This is a genomic window from Algoriphagus aquaeductus (genome assembly GCF_003253485.1).
In the GTDB taxonomy this organism is placed as follows: domain Bacteria; phylum Bacteroidota; class Bacteroidia; order Cytophagales; family Cyclobacteriaceae; genus Algoriphagus; species Algoriphagus aquaeductus.
Genome location: NZ_QKTX01000017.1, coordinates 53,886 through 66,429 on the forward strand (window position 1 = coordinate 53,886; position 12,544 = coordinate 66,429).

General features: G+C 45.3%; 11 protein-coding genes. 5 read left to right on the plus strand and 6 right to left on the minus strand.

Annotated elements, in window-relative coordinates:
* Window positions 1-3: 3 nt before the first annotated feature.
* The 6 genes from CLV31_RS18505 to CLV31_RS18530 form a co-directional block, all read right to left on the minus strand.
* Complete coding sequence (locus CLV31_RS18505) at window positions 4-924, minus strand: transporter (protein WP_111394569.1); 921 nt, start codon at window positions 922-924, stop codon at window positions 4-6.
* Between the two features lie 144 nt (window positions 925-1,068).
* Window positions 1,069-1,611: a hypothetical protein gene (locus CLV31_RS18510; RefSeq protein WP_111394570.1), complete on the minus strand. Its 543-nt coding sequence runs from the start codon at window positions 1,609-1,611 to the stop codon at window positions 1,069-1,071.
* A 124-nt stretch (window positions 1,612-1,735) separates the two neighbouring features.
* The gene (locus tag CLV31_RS18515) at window positions 1,736-1,930 is read right to left on the minus strand and encodes a hypothetical protein (RefSeq protein WP_111394571.1); all 195 of its coding nucleotides are present in this window, start codon (window positions 1,928-1,930) and stop codon (window positions 1,736-1,738) included.
* A gap of 62 nt (window positions 1,931-1,992) precedes the next feature.
* Window positions 1,993-4,839: a translation initiation factor IF-2 gene (infB, locus tag CLV31_RS18520; protein ID WP_111394572.1), complete on the minus strand. Its 2,847-nt coding sequence runs from the start codon at window positions 4,837-4,839 to the stop codon at window positions 1,993-1,995.
* A 61-nt stretch (window positions 4,840-4,900) separates the two neighbouring features.
* Window positions 4,901-6,145, minus strand: coding sequence for a transcription termination factor NusA (gene nusA, locus CLV31_RS18525; protein WP_111394573.1), 1,245 nt, complete (start codon window positions 6,143-6,145; stop codon window positions 4,901-4,903).
* 5 nt (window positions 6,146-6,150) lie between these two features.
* A complete protein-coding gene (locus tag CLV31_RS18530; protein ID WP_111394574.1) occupies window positions 6,151-6,624 on the minus strand; it encodes a ribosome maturation factor RimP in 474 nt (157 codons plus the stop codon).
* Between the two features lie 319 nt (window positions 6,625-6,943).
* On the opposite strand from CLV31_RS18530, the gene CLV31_RS18535 reads away from it, so the two are divergent.
* The 5 genes from CLV31_RS18535 to rodA all read left to right on the plus strand — a co-directional run bounded on the left by CLV31_RS18535 (window position 6,944) and on the right by rodA (window position 12,511).
* Window positions 6,944-7,972: a rod shape-determining protein gene (locus CLV31_RS18535; protein ID WP_111394575.1), complete on the plus strand. Its 1,029-nt coding sequence runs from the start codon at window positions 6,944-6,946 to the stop codon at window positions 7,970-7,972.
* A gap of 7 nt (window positions 7,973-7,979) precedes the next feature.
* Window positions 7,980-8,819, plus strand: a complete 840-nt coding sequence (gene mreC, locus CLV31_RS18540) for a rod shape-determining protein MreC (RefSeq protein ID WP_111394576.1) — start codon at window positions 7,980-7,982, stop codon at window positions 8,817-8,819.
* Entirely contained in the window at window positions 8,809-9,330 is a 522-nt protein-coding gene (locus CLV31_RS18545; RefSeq protein ID WP_111394577.1) for a rod shape-determining protein MreD, read from the plus strand. The genes mreC and CLV31_RS18545 overlap by 11 nt, the downstream gene beginning before the upstream one ends.
* Before the next feature lie 103 nt (window positions 9,331-9,433).
* Window positions 9,434-11,233 carry a penicillin-binding protein 2 gene (gene mrdA, locus CLV31_RS18550; protein ID WP_111394578.1) on the plus strand — a complete coding sequence of 600 codons (1,800 nt, stop codon included), beginning with the start codon at window positions 9,434-9,436 and terminating at the stop codon, window positions 11,231-11,233.
* A gap of 3 nt (window positions 11,234-11,236) precedes the next feature.
* Complete coding sequence (gene rodA, locus CLV31_RS18555) at window positions 11,237-12,511, plus strand: rod shape-determining protein RodA (protein ID WP_111394579.1); 1,275 nt, start codon at window positions 11,237-11,239, stop codon at window positions 12,509-12,511.
* The last annotated feature ends 33 nt before the right edge of the window (window positions 12,512-12,544 follow it).

Here is a 12,544-nt window from a genome sequence, read left to right on the forward strand (position 1 = left end):
GAATTAATAGGCTTTGAATTGATAGGTCATCCCAAGACCATATCCTGAGAATTGCCCCATGTTACGCCCGGAAAACATGTGGTTGTAATAGGCTAGAAGCCCCAATCCCCCATTTCCTTTGAAATAGTACTGAGCAAATCCTTCTACTCGGTCAAAATCAACTTTATTGGTGGGCTGAGGCATATTATAGGCCCGGATATCGTCACCCTTCGCACACCTGAAGGTGGTGAGGTTTGCTTCGACCCGGAGTTTTTTATTCAAAAACCAGGATCCTACCCCGACTTGACCGTGGATCGCATCCGGCACATCCATGGTGGAGGTGTAAAACGCCCCGTCATTGTAATAGAAATCACGCTCTGCCTCGGTAGTACCCCGATGGAGGTATGCAAATGAAGCTCTGAGATACGGTCCCTTGTCCAATTCATATTGAACAATACCTCTCAATCCCAGCTCATTGGCTCCGAAACCAAGACTAAATGGCATATAATCAGACAGGTAATTGGAAGCCGGAGTACTAAAGCTGGCATTGGTAAATCCCATCAGCTTTCCTTTTCCTACTGCTTTGTCTACAATTTGGGCTTTGAGCGAAAGACCTAAATCCTGAATACCCTCCACTCCTGCCAATTGGCCACCGGTGGCGGCAGTTTTTACATACGGCAGACTGACAATAAAATTGATCTTGTCAGTGATTCCACCGACCACCATGGGCATCAGCATTTGGCGGGTAAAGGTGCCTATATTGGCATTTTCCCGAGAATAGGTCCCTTCCCAATAGCGCCCCCAAGAGGAATTTTCATACACAACAGCAATACAAATCTCCCCTTTGGGCATCATCAATCCATCAGTGGGAGTTTGAGCAATAGATATAGTAGAGATTCCCAAGCACGCATAGAGCATACCCAGAATTCTGAATTTGAAATTCATAGAAATAGATAGTGAATTGAGGAAATAAATATTTCCAGGACGCTTCAAGCAAGAAATGCCCAAATACCAATCCGGGAAATGGAAACAACCATCACCCAAGAATCAGTCAAAACCAACTCTCGAGAAACTTTGAATCGAAAAATATCAACCTTGGGGAGGCGGTGAGTCAAGCGTGAAATAAGGACTCATGTAAGGTGAAAAAATAAACCCAATCTTAATTTCATATCCCTCCCGGCTGGGGATTTCCAAGCCGAATAGGTCTGTTTCCAAATAGTCTTTCGCAAACAGCTTGAGTAAGTTCTTCCCGTTTTGATCCTGGGGTAGCTCATCATCTACCAAGGAAGATATCCATTTTTTGACCGTAGAATCCAAGACTTTCCGGGCCGTATCAGGCACATACACTACCTGAAGGGTATCGTTTTGATAGCGCTGTTTGATGGCCCTGAAGTATTTGCCATCTTTTTCAAACCGTGTATTGGTGGCCTGAAATTCTTCCTGGTTGGACATGTAGGGAGCATTCAGCGGAATCTCCAATACCCTTTCTTCCAACTGTCCGATATGATCTCCATAGATTTTATCCTTCCACCGATTTTCCAGGGAGATATTGGCCGAAAAATAAAAAGCATAGTAGCCAAAGTGAAATATGGCAAAGCAGCAAAGGAGTACTATGGCTAAAGCTCTTCTCAAAACGATTTGATTACGATTTGAAAAATGGATGAAAATCCGCGAAAAATAAAATTTCTTCCCCCATTTTTTCTAATAACAGTTCATTCTGCTGAAATTTCTTTATATGTAAAATTTTATTCCGAAACTAACTGAGTAATCCCAATAATATCCAAAGTGATGCTAAAATCAGGGAAGCGATTCCATATACTTGTAGCACTTTGAGCCGATTGAACCGATCCAAAAACCAAAGGACATACACCGGTCGGTACAGTCCGGCCAAAAGTGAAGCAACCGAGGCAGCGAGTAAAATTAGCAGGAGAACTTTCAACGCTTCTAGCATATCCCAAAACTAAAAAAGGAACGGCATGCACCGTTCCTTTTTCTATGATCAGGTTAGAATAATTACTTCTTACGCTTGATTTCTTTCATTTCATACCCTTCAATCGTATCATCGATTTGGATATTGTTGAAATTCTTGATGGAAATACCGCATTCGTATCCAGCCTTCACTTCAGAAACATCGTCCTTGAATCGCTTCAACTGATCGATCTCTCCTTCGTGGATAACGATCCCGTCGCGAATGATGCGGATCTTGTTTTTTCTGGTGATGAAACCATCGGTCACATACGAACCTGCAACTGTACCGACTTTAGAAATTTTGAATACCTCACGCACGATGATATTACCGGTGATGACTTCTTCGTATTCCGGCTCAAGCATACCCTCGATCGCATCCTTGATTTGATTGATCGCATCATAAATGATGGAGTAGTGACGGATTTCGATCTCCTCCTGCTCAGCCAGTTTCTTGGCATTGGAAGAAGGTCGAACCTGGAATCCGATGATAATCGCATCTGAGGCTGAGGCCAATAGTACGTCAGACTCAGAGATTTGACCCACGCCTTTGTGGATAATGCTCACTTTCACCTCATCCTTAGAAAGTTTGAGCAAGGAATCAGAAAGTGCTTCCACAGAACCGTCCACGTCACCTTTGATGATGATGTTGAGTTCCTTGAAGCTACCAATCGCCAATCGACGACCGATCTCATCCAAGGTGATATGCTTCTTGGTACGCAAGCTTTGCTCACGCTGAATCTGCTCTCTGGAGTTGGCGATTTCTCTGGCTTCTCTTTCGGTATCGTATACCTTAATCGTGTCCCCTGCCTGCGGCGCACCGCTTAGACCCAAGACCTGTACCGGAGTGGAAGGACCGGCTTCTTTAAGCTTTTTGCCCTTATGATCAAACATCGCTTTCACACGGCCATAATGCTGACCTGCGAGCATGATGTCTCCTATTTTCAAAGTACCTGCCTGCACCATAATGGTAGCGACATATCCTCGTCCCTTGTCCAACGAAGCTTCAATGACTGTACCTACTGCATTTTTATCAGGGTTGGCTTTTAGCTCAAGGATTTCGGATTCCAAAAGAACCTTTTCCAAAAGCTCATCTACACCCTGACCGGTCTTGGCGGAGATCTCTTGAGACTGGTATTTACCACCCCAATCTTCTACCAAAAGGTTCATGTTTGCCAGCTCTTCCTTGATTTTCTCAGGTCGGGCATTTGGCTTATCTACCTTGTTGATGGCGAATATCATGGGCACACCAGCCACTTGAGCATGGTTGATGGCTTCTTTAGTCTGAGGCATGATGCTATCGTCCGCTGCAATTACTATGATGGCAACGTCCGTGATTTTGGCACCACGGGCACGCATGGCGGTAAAGGCTTCGTGACCGGGAGTATCCAAGAAGGCAATTTTATGACCTGTTTTGGTCATTACATCGTAAGCACCAATGTGTTGGGTGATACCTCCTGCTTCAGCAGCAGTCACTTTGGACATCCTGATGTAGTCAAGCAAGGAGGTCTTTCCGTGATCCACGTGGCCCATGATGGTCACGATCGGGGCTCGTTCTTCCAGTTCCTCTTCCGTATCTTCGGCCTCCTCTACCATTTCATCTTCGATAGATTTGGTGAATTCAACATCATATCCAAATTCATCAGCAATGATGGTAATGGCTTCTGCATCCAGTCTTTGGTTGATCGAAACAAACATCCCTAAAGACATACAGGTAGAAATAACCTGGTTGACAGAAACGTCCATCAAAGCAGCAAGGTCATTAGCCGAGATAAATTCGGTTACCTTCAATACTTTGGATTCTTCTCCCTCCATTTCCACCTCACGGTCTCGTTCGGCGCGCTTATCTCTTCTGGATTTGGTTTTGCCTCCGGGCTTATTACCCTGAAGTCTCGCCAATGTCTGTTTGATTTGATCCTGAATTTCTTTTGGAGTAGGTTCTGCCTTCTGCAGACGCTGTTGCTGGTTACCGCCTCCTCTTTGATTTTGACCGCCACGTTGCTGACCGCCTTGGCCGGGCTTTCCTCCACGCTGATCTTGAGGCCTATTTTGACCGCCTTGACCTTGAGGAGCCCCTGGAGTTCCGGGTTTGTCAATTCTTTTTCTCGGACGCTTTTTATCTCTTCCTTTTTCGTCAGACGAAGCCACTGGTCCGCCCTTTTTCTTCGCTCTATCAACCGGAAGTTCGATCTTTCCCAAGACCGTGAGGCCTTTGAGCGAGTCTGCTTTGGCTGCGATCACCTCATCCTGAACAGGTCCGGGTTTAACAGGCTCTGTTACTGGCTTCGGCTGTGGTACTGGTACCTGTGGAGCAGGCTTTTGAACCGGAGCGGGTTGGGGCTTAGGCTGTGGAGCAGCTTGCGGTTGGGCCTGAGGCTTTGGAGCCTCTGGAGCTTTTTCCACTTTGGGAGCTGGCGCCGGGGTTGGAGCTGGTTTGGGTTGTGGTGCAGGGGCAGGAGCCGGTGTCGGTGTCGGCTTCTTCTCGAGATCAATTTTTCCCAAAATTTTAATCCCTTCCAGCTTAGGGGGTTCAGCGCTTATTTTTTCGGCCTGAGGCTCTTCTGCTTTGGCAGCTGGAGCAGGTGTCGGCTTAGGTTCTTCCTTATGAACCGGTGCTGGAGTCGGCTCAGGGGCTTTTTCCTGCTTTGGCGTTTCAGGCTCGAGCGAAATAGGCTCATGACGCTTCCCAATTGACAAATGGGAAGCTTCCTCTTTTTCAAGGGCAGAGGATTTGAACTCCTTTTCCAACATGGCTACTTGGTCCATGTTAATTTTGGAATTGGGATTGTTCTCTACCTCATAGCCCTTTTTAGCCAGTGACTCAACGATGGTCGCCGTACCCACGTTGAGCTTTCTGGCTATCTGGCCTAATCGCATCATTTTCTCTTCTGACATAAGCAAAAACCTCTTTCGAAATCTTAAATAAAATTAGGGTATTCTCAGGGGGAAATTCCCCTTATTGTTCAAATTCTGTTCTGAGTATTCGGAAAATCTCATCAATGGTCTCTTCCTCCAATTCAGTTCTTCGGATTAAATCCTCCTTAGATAAGGCCAACACACTCTTGGCGGTATCCAGACCTGTTTTCTTGAGCTCGTCAATGATCCACTGATCGATTTCATCAGAGAATTCATTCAAGTCTACATCTTCATCATCGTATTCGTTCAATTCACGGAACACGTCTATTTCATATCCCACCAGTCTACTTGCCAGTTTGATATTGAATCCTCCCTTACCAATGGCCAGGGAAACTTGATCAGGCTTCAAAAACACTGAAATACGCTTGGACTCCTGATTTACATTGATCGAAGAAACCTTGGCAGGACTCAGTGCTCTGGACACATAAAGTTCCAAATTGTCCGTGTAGTTGATTACGTCGATATTTTCGTTTTGCAACTCACGTACAACCGCATGGATTCTTGATCCTTTCATTCCCACGCAAGCTCCAACCGGATCAATCCGATCATCATAGGATTCAACAGCCACTTTGGCTCTTTCTCCCGGTTCACGGACAATCTTTACGATTGTAATCAAGCCATCATATACTTCAGGTACTTCATTTTCAAACAGTCTTTCCAAGAAAACCGGAGATGTCCTTGATAAAATTACTTTAGGATTGCCATTGATCATGTCTACTCGGTGGACAATAGCTTTGACGGTATCTCCCTTTCGGAATCGGTCTTTTGAAATTTGCTCTACTTTCGGAAGAATCAATTCGTTTCCTTCTCCATCTATCAGAAGTATTTCTCTTCCCAGGATTTGGTACACTTCCGCAGAGATGATTTCTCCAATCTGCTCTTCGTATTTGCTGAAGAGGATGTCTTTTTCAAGGTCTTTGATTCGCTGAATCAGGGTCTGACGAGCCATTTGTACCGCTCTTCTGCCAAACTCCTCGAGTTCAATTTTCTCATAGACTTCTTCTCCGATCTCAAAGTCAGGCTCAATTTTTTGAGCTTCGCTCAAGCTGATTTTATCAAAATCCCAAATATCCTCAGAGTTGTCGTCCACAATCTCTCTTATTCGGAAAATCTCAAGGTCTCCCTTATCAGCGTTAATGGTCACGTCGAAGTTTTCATCCGTTTCGAATTTTTTACGGATCATGGCTCTGAATACATCTTCCAGAATACGGATCATAGTAGGTCGATCCACATTTTTAGATCTCGCAAACTCTGCGAAGGATTCTATTAAGACTTTGGCATCCATTGGAGTTATTTAAAAGATACTTGTACGATTGATTTCTTGATTTCCCCGAAAGGAACTATCATTTCTTCTTCGATGGCTTTCTTACCCTTTTCCTTTTTTTTGACCAACAATTTAATCTCATTTGGCTCTACTGACAGCAATTTACCGATTGTTTCGGTGCCGGAATTCTGGAAGACCTTTAGCTCACGTCCCACATTCTTTTGGTATTGTCGGCTGCTGCTCAGAGGATAATCCAAACCGGGAGAAGAAACTTCGAGGATATACGCCTCACCCAGGATATCCTGGGATTCAAGCTCCTCGGAGATCGCTCTGCTTAACCTTGCACATGCTTCAATCGTCACACCTTGGTCGGCATCTACCAGAATCAAAACCCGGGTCTTTCCCGCTTTATCCTCCATTTTTACCTCCACCAGGAAATGACTCTCATCTGGCAGGTGTTTTTCTGCCAAATCCTGGATCACACGTCTCGGCTCATTCATAGGCTTGGATAATGAAAGAGGGGACTTTTTGTCCCCTCCAGAAACTTTCGAATACGGCACAAAAGTAATATAAAGAATCCCGAAATACAAAATGGCGACAATCCAATCTGAGGATATTCAGGATTTCCTGGAGAAAAATTGAAAAAAACTTCCTTAAACAGGTCTCTGAAAATCAAATAGAATTTAAAAACAAAAAAATCTTCTTTCCCTCAGTTTTGTCGATTTAAGATAATAATTTTGCCGACCCACGTTTAAAAACGGTACCGAGGTACTATCTTAAACTCCAAAATCCAGTTCATAGCCAACTCAAAACTTCAAAATGGGATTATTTGATTTTTTCTCTAGTGATATAGCCATTGATTTGGGTACTGCCAATACCCTGATCATTCATAAAGATAAAATTGTGGTGGACGAACCATCCATCATTGCGATAGACAAAACCAACAACCGCGTGCTGGCAGTCGGTCGAGAGGCAATGAATATGCATGAGAAAACTCATGAAAACATCAAGACCATCCGACCACTCAAGGATGGGGTGATTGCCGACTTCTACGCTGCCGAACAAATGATCCGAGGATTGATCAAAATGATTCCGGGTCAGAAAAAAGGAATGTTTCCTCAATCACACCGAATGGTCATTTGTATCCCATCCGGAATCACAGAAGTAGAGAAGCGAGCCGTACGAGACTCCGCCGAACACGCCGGTGCGAAAGAGGTCTACATGATCTATGAACCCATCGCGGCAGCTATCGGGATCGGCATCGACATCGAGAAACCCATGGGATCCATGATTGTGGACATTGGAGGGGGTACTACCGAAATTGCGCTGATCGCGCTCTCAGGCATTGTAGCCGACCAGTCAATCCGGGTTGCGGGAGACACCTTCACCAAAGACATCTTGGATTACATGAGACGTCAGCACAATTTATTGATCGGAGAGCGCTCTGCAGAGAAAGTCAAAATCGCCATCGGTTCGGCATTGACTGAGCTCGACGATGCGCCTGAGGATTATGAAATCCGAGGAAGGGACTTGATGACGGGGATTCCAAAAGTAATCAAGGTCTCCTATTCCGAAATTGCCTTTGCCTTGGACAAGTCTGTTTCCAAGATAGAGGAAGCGGTCTTGAAGGCCTTGGAAATTGCTCCTCCGGAATTGTCCGCAGATATCTATGACAATGGAATCCACTTGACCGGAGGTGGAGCTTTGCTAAAAGGATTGGATAAACGACTCCATCAAAAAACTAAGCTGCCTATCCATATCGCAGAAGATCCACTTCGTGCAGTCGTAAGGGGTACCGGTACTGCGCTGAAAAATATCCAAAACTTCCGAACCGTTCTGATGACTTAAGTACTGAATGCTACGCATCCTACAGTTCCTTTATCGAATAAGGGCATTTCTATTATTTGTTTTACTTGAGGTGGTGGCAATCTGGATGATCGTCTCCAACAATTCTCCCCAGGGTGCAGCCTTCTTCAACAGTTCGAATGCAGTCGTAGGATCAGTTTTGCAGAAGCAAGCAGATGTGGTCCAGTTTTTTTCTTTGGCGGAGGCTAATGAAGCATTGACCGAAGAAAATGCAGCCATCATGGGTCAGCTGTTGACGCTTCAATCCAAACCGGACAGCTTGCCGCTTGCCATAGACTCCCTCCTTTCGATGGATTACCAATTTAAGGGTGCTCGAGTCATTGCCAATTCTCTTCGCTTTTCGCAGAATTACATCACGCTAAACAAAGGCTCCAAGCATGGCATCAAGCCAGGAATGGGAGTCTTCAATACAGAAGGTGCTGTAGGCCGGGTTAAGTCTGTCTCTGAAAACTACTCCGTGGCATTTTCCTTGCTGAATACCGGACTATTGGTGTCTTCCAAAATCAAGTCTTCAGATGTATTTGGGTCGGTGCAATGGAACGGGGAGGATAAATCAGAAGCCAAACTCCTCTATGTACCTCGACATGTCAAGACACAGGAGGGTGACTCGGTCATCACTTCAGGTTTTAATGCGGTATTTCCGGAGGGGATACTTATTGGCATTATTTCAAAGGTAGAACCGGATAAAAAAGACCCAAATTACCTGGATTTGACGGTGAAGCTTAGCACAGACTTCAGTAAGTTGACCTACGTCTACCTCGTCGAAAACACACGATTCAATGAATTGGATTCTTTGTATCGACAAGCTGAAATGACCAATGAATATTAGATCGCTGATTTCTTTTACGCTTCTGCTGCTGATGTTGGGATTGGTTCAGATCTTTTTCCTGAAAAACCTGGCTCTTTTTGGACAGGCATTCGGATTTTTATATGTGTTGGGAATTTTGGTTTTGCCATCTTCGATCCGTACAGTACCGTTATTGATCATTGCCTTTTTTTTGGGACTCACCTTGGACGTTTTTTACGAAACGATCGGCATGCATGCTGCGGCGGCTACTGCTATCGCTTTTGTCAGACCTCTTTGGCTTAAAGCTACCAGTCTGACTGGAGGATACGACGAAGCCGAAACACCAAGCTTGCCTGAAATCGGTATCGGAAGATTCATCAGCTATGCTTTTCCCCTTGTCTTTCTATACTCCCTGGTCTTTTTTACTGCGGATCAATGGGGTACAGGCGGATTGGTTGGGATCTTGAGCAAAAGCTTGTTTTCGTCGATTTTCACCACACTTTTGGTTATACTTGTACAACTCCTGTTCTTCAAACGCAGGAGGGGAATCTGATGAAATCGAGCAAGTCTTCCTGGCCAGAAACTGGGATAATGAGAATTCATACGACCTGCCTACCGACAAAAGAAGGCATGACCTTTGAGCGAATTATAATCACATGAAAGACCAAAGACCCGTAGTCATTCTCATCTTTATCTTTTTGGTGAGTGTAATTTTACTTGCCAAGTTATTTACGATTCAAGTCTTGGACGACAGCTTCATGAAAAGGGCTGAGCGGAATGCCATTCAGCGGATTGTAGACCATCCCTATCGGGGCTTAGTCTATGACCGCACCGGCAAATTGATGGTATTCAACAACCCCATTTTTGACCTGATGGTCGTGCCCAAAGAATTCAAAGTGGGAGACACTACACGGTTTTGCCAGCTCTTCAAAATCAGCAAAGAGCAACTGATCGAAGGGTACAATGCGGCTAAAAACTATTCCCGCGTCAAGCCCTCCCCATTGATCAAACAAATCTCCACAACCGATTTTGCCAGAATCCAGGACTTTTTGGTGGATTATCCGGGGCTATTCATCATGACCCGATCAGTCAGATCTTACCCCACTCCTACTGCTGCGCATGCCTTAGGCTACATTGGGGAGATCAGTGCAGGTCAACTTGAGCGTGATACCCTTAAGTATTATTCCCAAGGAGACTATGTTGGACTGAGTGGCTTGGAAAGGTATTATGAAAATGAGTTGAGGGGTAAAAAAGGCGTCAAATACAAAATGGTCAACGTCCGTGGAGTGGACAAGGGCCCATTCAAGGACGGGGAATATGACACTGCCTCCATTGCAGGAAAAAACATCACCTCCACCATTGACCTGGACCTGCAGCGCTACGGCGAGATGCTCATGAACGGAAAAACAGGATCGGTGGTGGCAATCGAACCGAAAACAGGAGAAATCCTCGCGATGATCTCTGCCCCATTTTACGATCCCAATGAGTTGACCGGAGCGGAATTCAGCAAAACCTATCGAAGGCTGAACGGAGATAAGGCCAAGCCCCTTTTTAATCGGCCCATCATGGCGATGTATCCCCCAGGTTCCATTTTCAAGATCGTTCAAAGTTTGATTGGACTTCAAGAAGGAATCCTAACTCCAAATACGACCTTAAGTTGCAACAGGTCCTTGGTCGCCTGTCACAATCATCCCAACCCTGTCAACTTGTTTGGAGCGATCCGAAACTCCTGCAATCCCTATTACCATCAGGCCTACCGGATGATCATCAATCAGGGCATCTCTTCCAACACTTTCAAAGACACCGAAATCGGTCTGAATGCCTGGAGGGAAAAAGTCTTGAAATTTGGTTTGGGAGGTTCTTTGGGAGTTGACATGTTTGGGGAAAAAGGAGGAGATATTCCTTCCAGCAAACTATATGACCGGATCTATGGATCGGGACGTTGGAAATATTCAACCATTTATTCCCTATCGATCGGTCAGGGCGAGATGCAGGTAACTCCCCTTCAAATGGCCAATCTCGCGGCAATTTTTGCCAACAAGGGATACTACTATACCCCCCATTTGGTCAAAGAAATTGACGGTGATCCCACCTTGATCCCCGGTAAATTTCAGATCAGACATGACGTAGGAGTCGATGCCCACCACTTTGATCTCATCCAAGATGCCATGGCCGAAGCGCTTTATGGCACCGCCAACCGTGCAGTGATCAAGGATTTGGTCATCGCCGGAAAAACAGGAACCGCCCAGAATCCCCACGGAGAGGATCATTCTGTTTTTATTGCTTTTGCACCCAAGGATGATCCCAAGATTGCCATTGCCGTCTATGTGGAAAATGCCGGCTGGGGCGGAAGGGCAGCAGCAAGTACAGCCTCGCTGATGATCGAGAAATACATCAAGGGAGAAATCAGCAGACCTGCACTTCAGGAGTATGTACTAGCCGGTAATTTTAATTAATCCATGAGAGAATCAGATATCCATATCAATCGGGTGGACTGGATCGCTGTATCGATCTACTTTGCTTTGGTAATCATCGGCTGGTTCAACATCTATGCGGCCGTGTATGACAGCCAAGTGGAAAAAAGCATCTTTGATTTTTCGATCAATTCCGGAAAACAATTGGTCTGGATCGGGACAGCCATTGCCTTGATTACCATCATCATGGTGGCAGATTATCGTTTTTTCGAAAATCTTTCCCTGATTATCTATGGAGTTTTTATGCTCATTTTGATCGTAACTCCTTTTTTGGGAAAAGAAGTAAACGGACAGACCCTTTCCATCGGTTTCGGGGATTTTAGGATACAGCCCGGGGAATTTGCCAAGTTCGCTACCGCTTTGGCTTTGGCCAAAGTAATGGAGCGTCCCACGTTTGACCTCTCCAAAAAGAATTATCAATTCATCGCTTTCGGAGTACTTTTTATCCCTATAGCACTGATCTTACTTCAGCCTGATACAGGTACCGCCATGGTGTACTTTTCTTTCTTGCTGATGTTTTACAGAGAAGGCCTTCCACAGTGGTACTTTGGATTGGGTTTGGGTATGGTGACGATCACCCTATTGGCCTTGGGAATAGACAACAATCTCTATTTAGCCCTAGCCATAGTATTGCTAACCGCTGCTCTTATTTTCCTTGGAAAACGAACCTGGCAAAGAATTCTGGCTTTTTCCCTCATCGGTATCGGGCTGATCGCCTACACCTATTCGATTGATTTTGTGGTGTCCAAACTCCCCCCACATCAGCAAAACCGAATCATGGTACTTTTCAACCCGGATATCGATCCACTGGGGGTAGGATGGAATGTGACGCAATCCAAGATCGCCATCGGTTCGGGTGGGTTATTGGGAAAAGGCTATCTGGAAGGAACGCAGACCAAATTTGACTTTGTCCCAGAGCAGCACACTGATTTTATCTTTTGCACCTTAGGGGAAGAATTTGGATGGGTAGGAAGCTTGGTGGTCATTGGCCTGTTTGTAGGCTTACTTTACCGGTTAGTAATCATGGCGGAGCGACAGAAAACCCGGTTTTCGAGAATCTACGGCTATGGAGTGATCTCTATCCTCCTTTTCCATTTTATGATCAATATCGCCATGACCATCGGGCTGTTTCCGGTGGTTGGAATTCCACTTCCTTTCTTTAGTTATGGGGGTTCTTCGCTTTGGTCCTTTACAGTGCTCCTGTTTATTTTCATCAAGTTTGACTCGTCCAGAGCCACCCAGCTGGGCAGAATCAGTTAATTCTGACGATAAAAGCAAAAAAAAGAGCGTAGG

What these genes read in the sequence shown, in the direction of transcription:
- CLV31_RS18515 (WP_111394571.1), bottom strand. Translation starts at nt 1,930, where the DNA reads ATGCTAGAAGCGTTGAAAGTTCTCCTGCTAATTTTACTCGCTGCCTCG.
- CLV31_RS18505 (WP_111394569.1), bottom strand. Translation starts at nt 924, where the DNA reads ATGAATTTCAAATTCAGAATTCTGGGTATGCTCTATGCGTGCTTGGGA.
- rodA (WP_111394579.1), top strand. Translation starts at nt 11,237, where the DNA reads ATGAGAGAATCAGATATCCATATCAATCGGGTGGACTGGATCGCTGTA.
- CLV31_RS18535 (WP_111394575.1), top strand. Translation starts at nt 6,944, where the DNA reads ATGGGATTATTTGATTTTTTCTCTAGTGATATAGCCATTGATTTGGGT.
- CLV31_RS18530 (WP_111394574.1), bottom strand. Translation starts at nt 6,624, where the DNA reads ATGAATGAGCCGAGACGTGTGATCCAGGATTTGGCAGAAAAACACCTG.
- mrdA (WP_111394578.1), top strand. Translation starts at nt 9,434, where the DNA reads ATGAAAGACCAAAGACCCGTAGTCATTCTCATCTTTATCTTTTTGGTG.
- nusA (WP_111394573.1), bottom strand. Translation starts at nt 6,145, where the DNA reads ATGGATGCCAAAGTCTTAATAGAATCCTTCGCAGAGTTTGCGAGATCT.
- CLV31_RS18545 (WP_111394577.1), top strand. Translation starts at nt 8,809, where the DNA reads ATGAATATTAGATCGCTGATTTCTTTTACGCTTCTGCTGCTGATGTTG.
- mreC (WP_111394576.1), top strand. Translation starts at nt 7,980, where the DNA reads ATGCTACGCATCCTACAGTTCCTTTATCGAATAAGGGCATTTCTATTA.
- infB (WP_111394572.1), bottom strand. Translation starts at nt 4,839, where the DNA reads ATGTCAGAAGAGAAAATGATGCGATTAGGCCAGATAGCCAGAAAGCTC.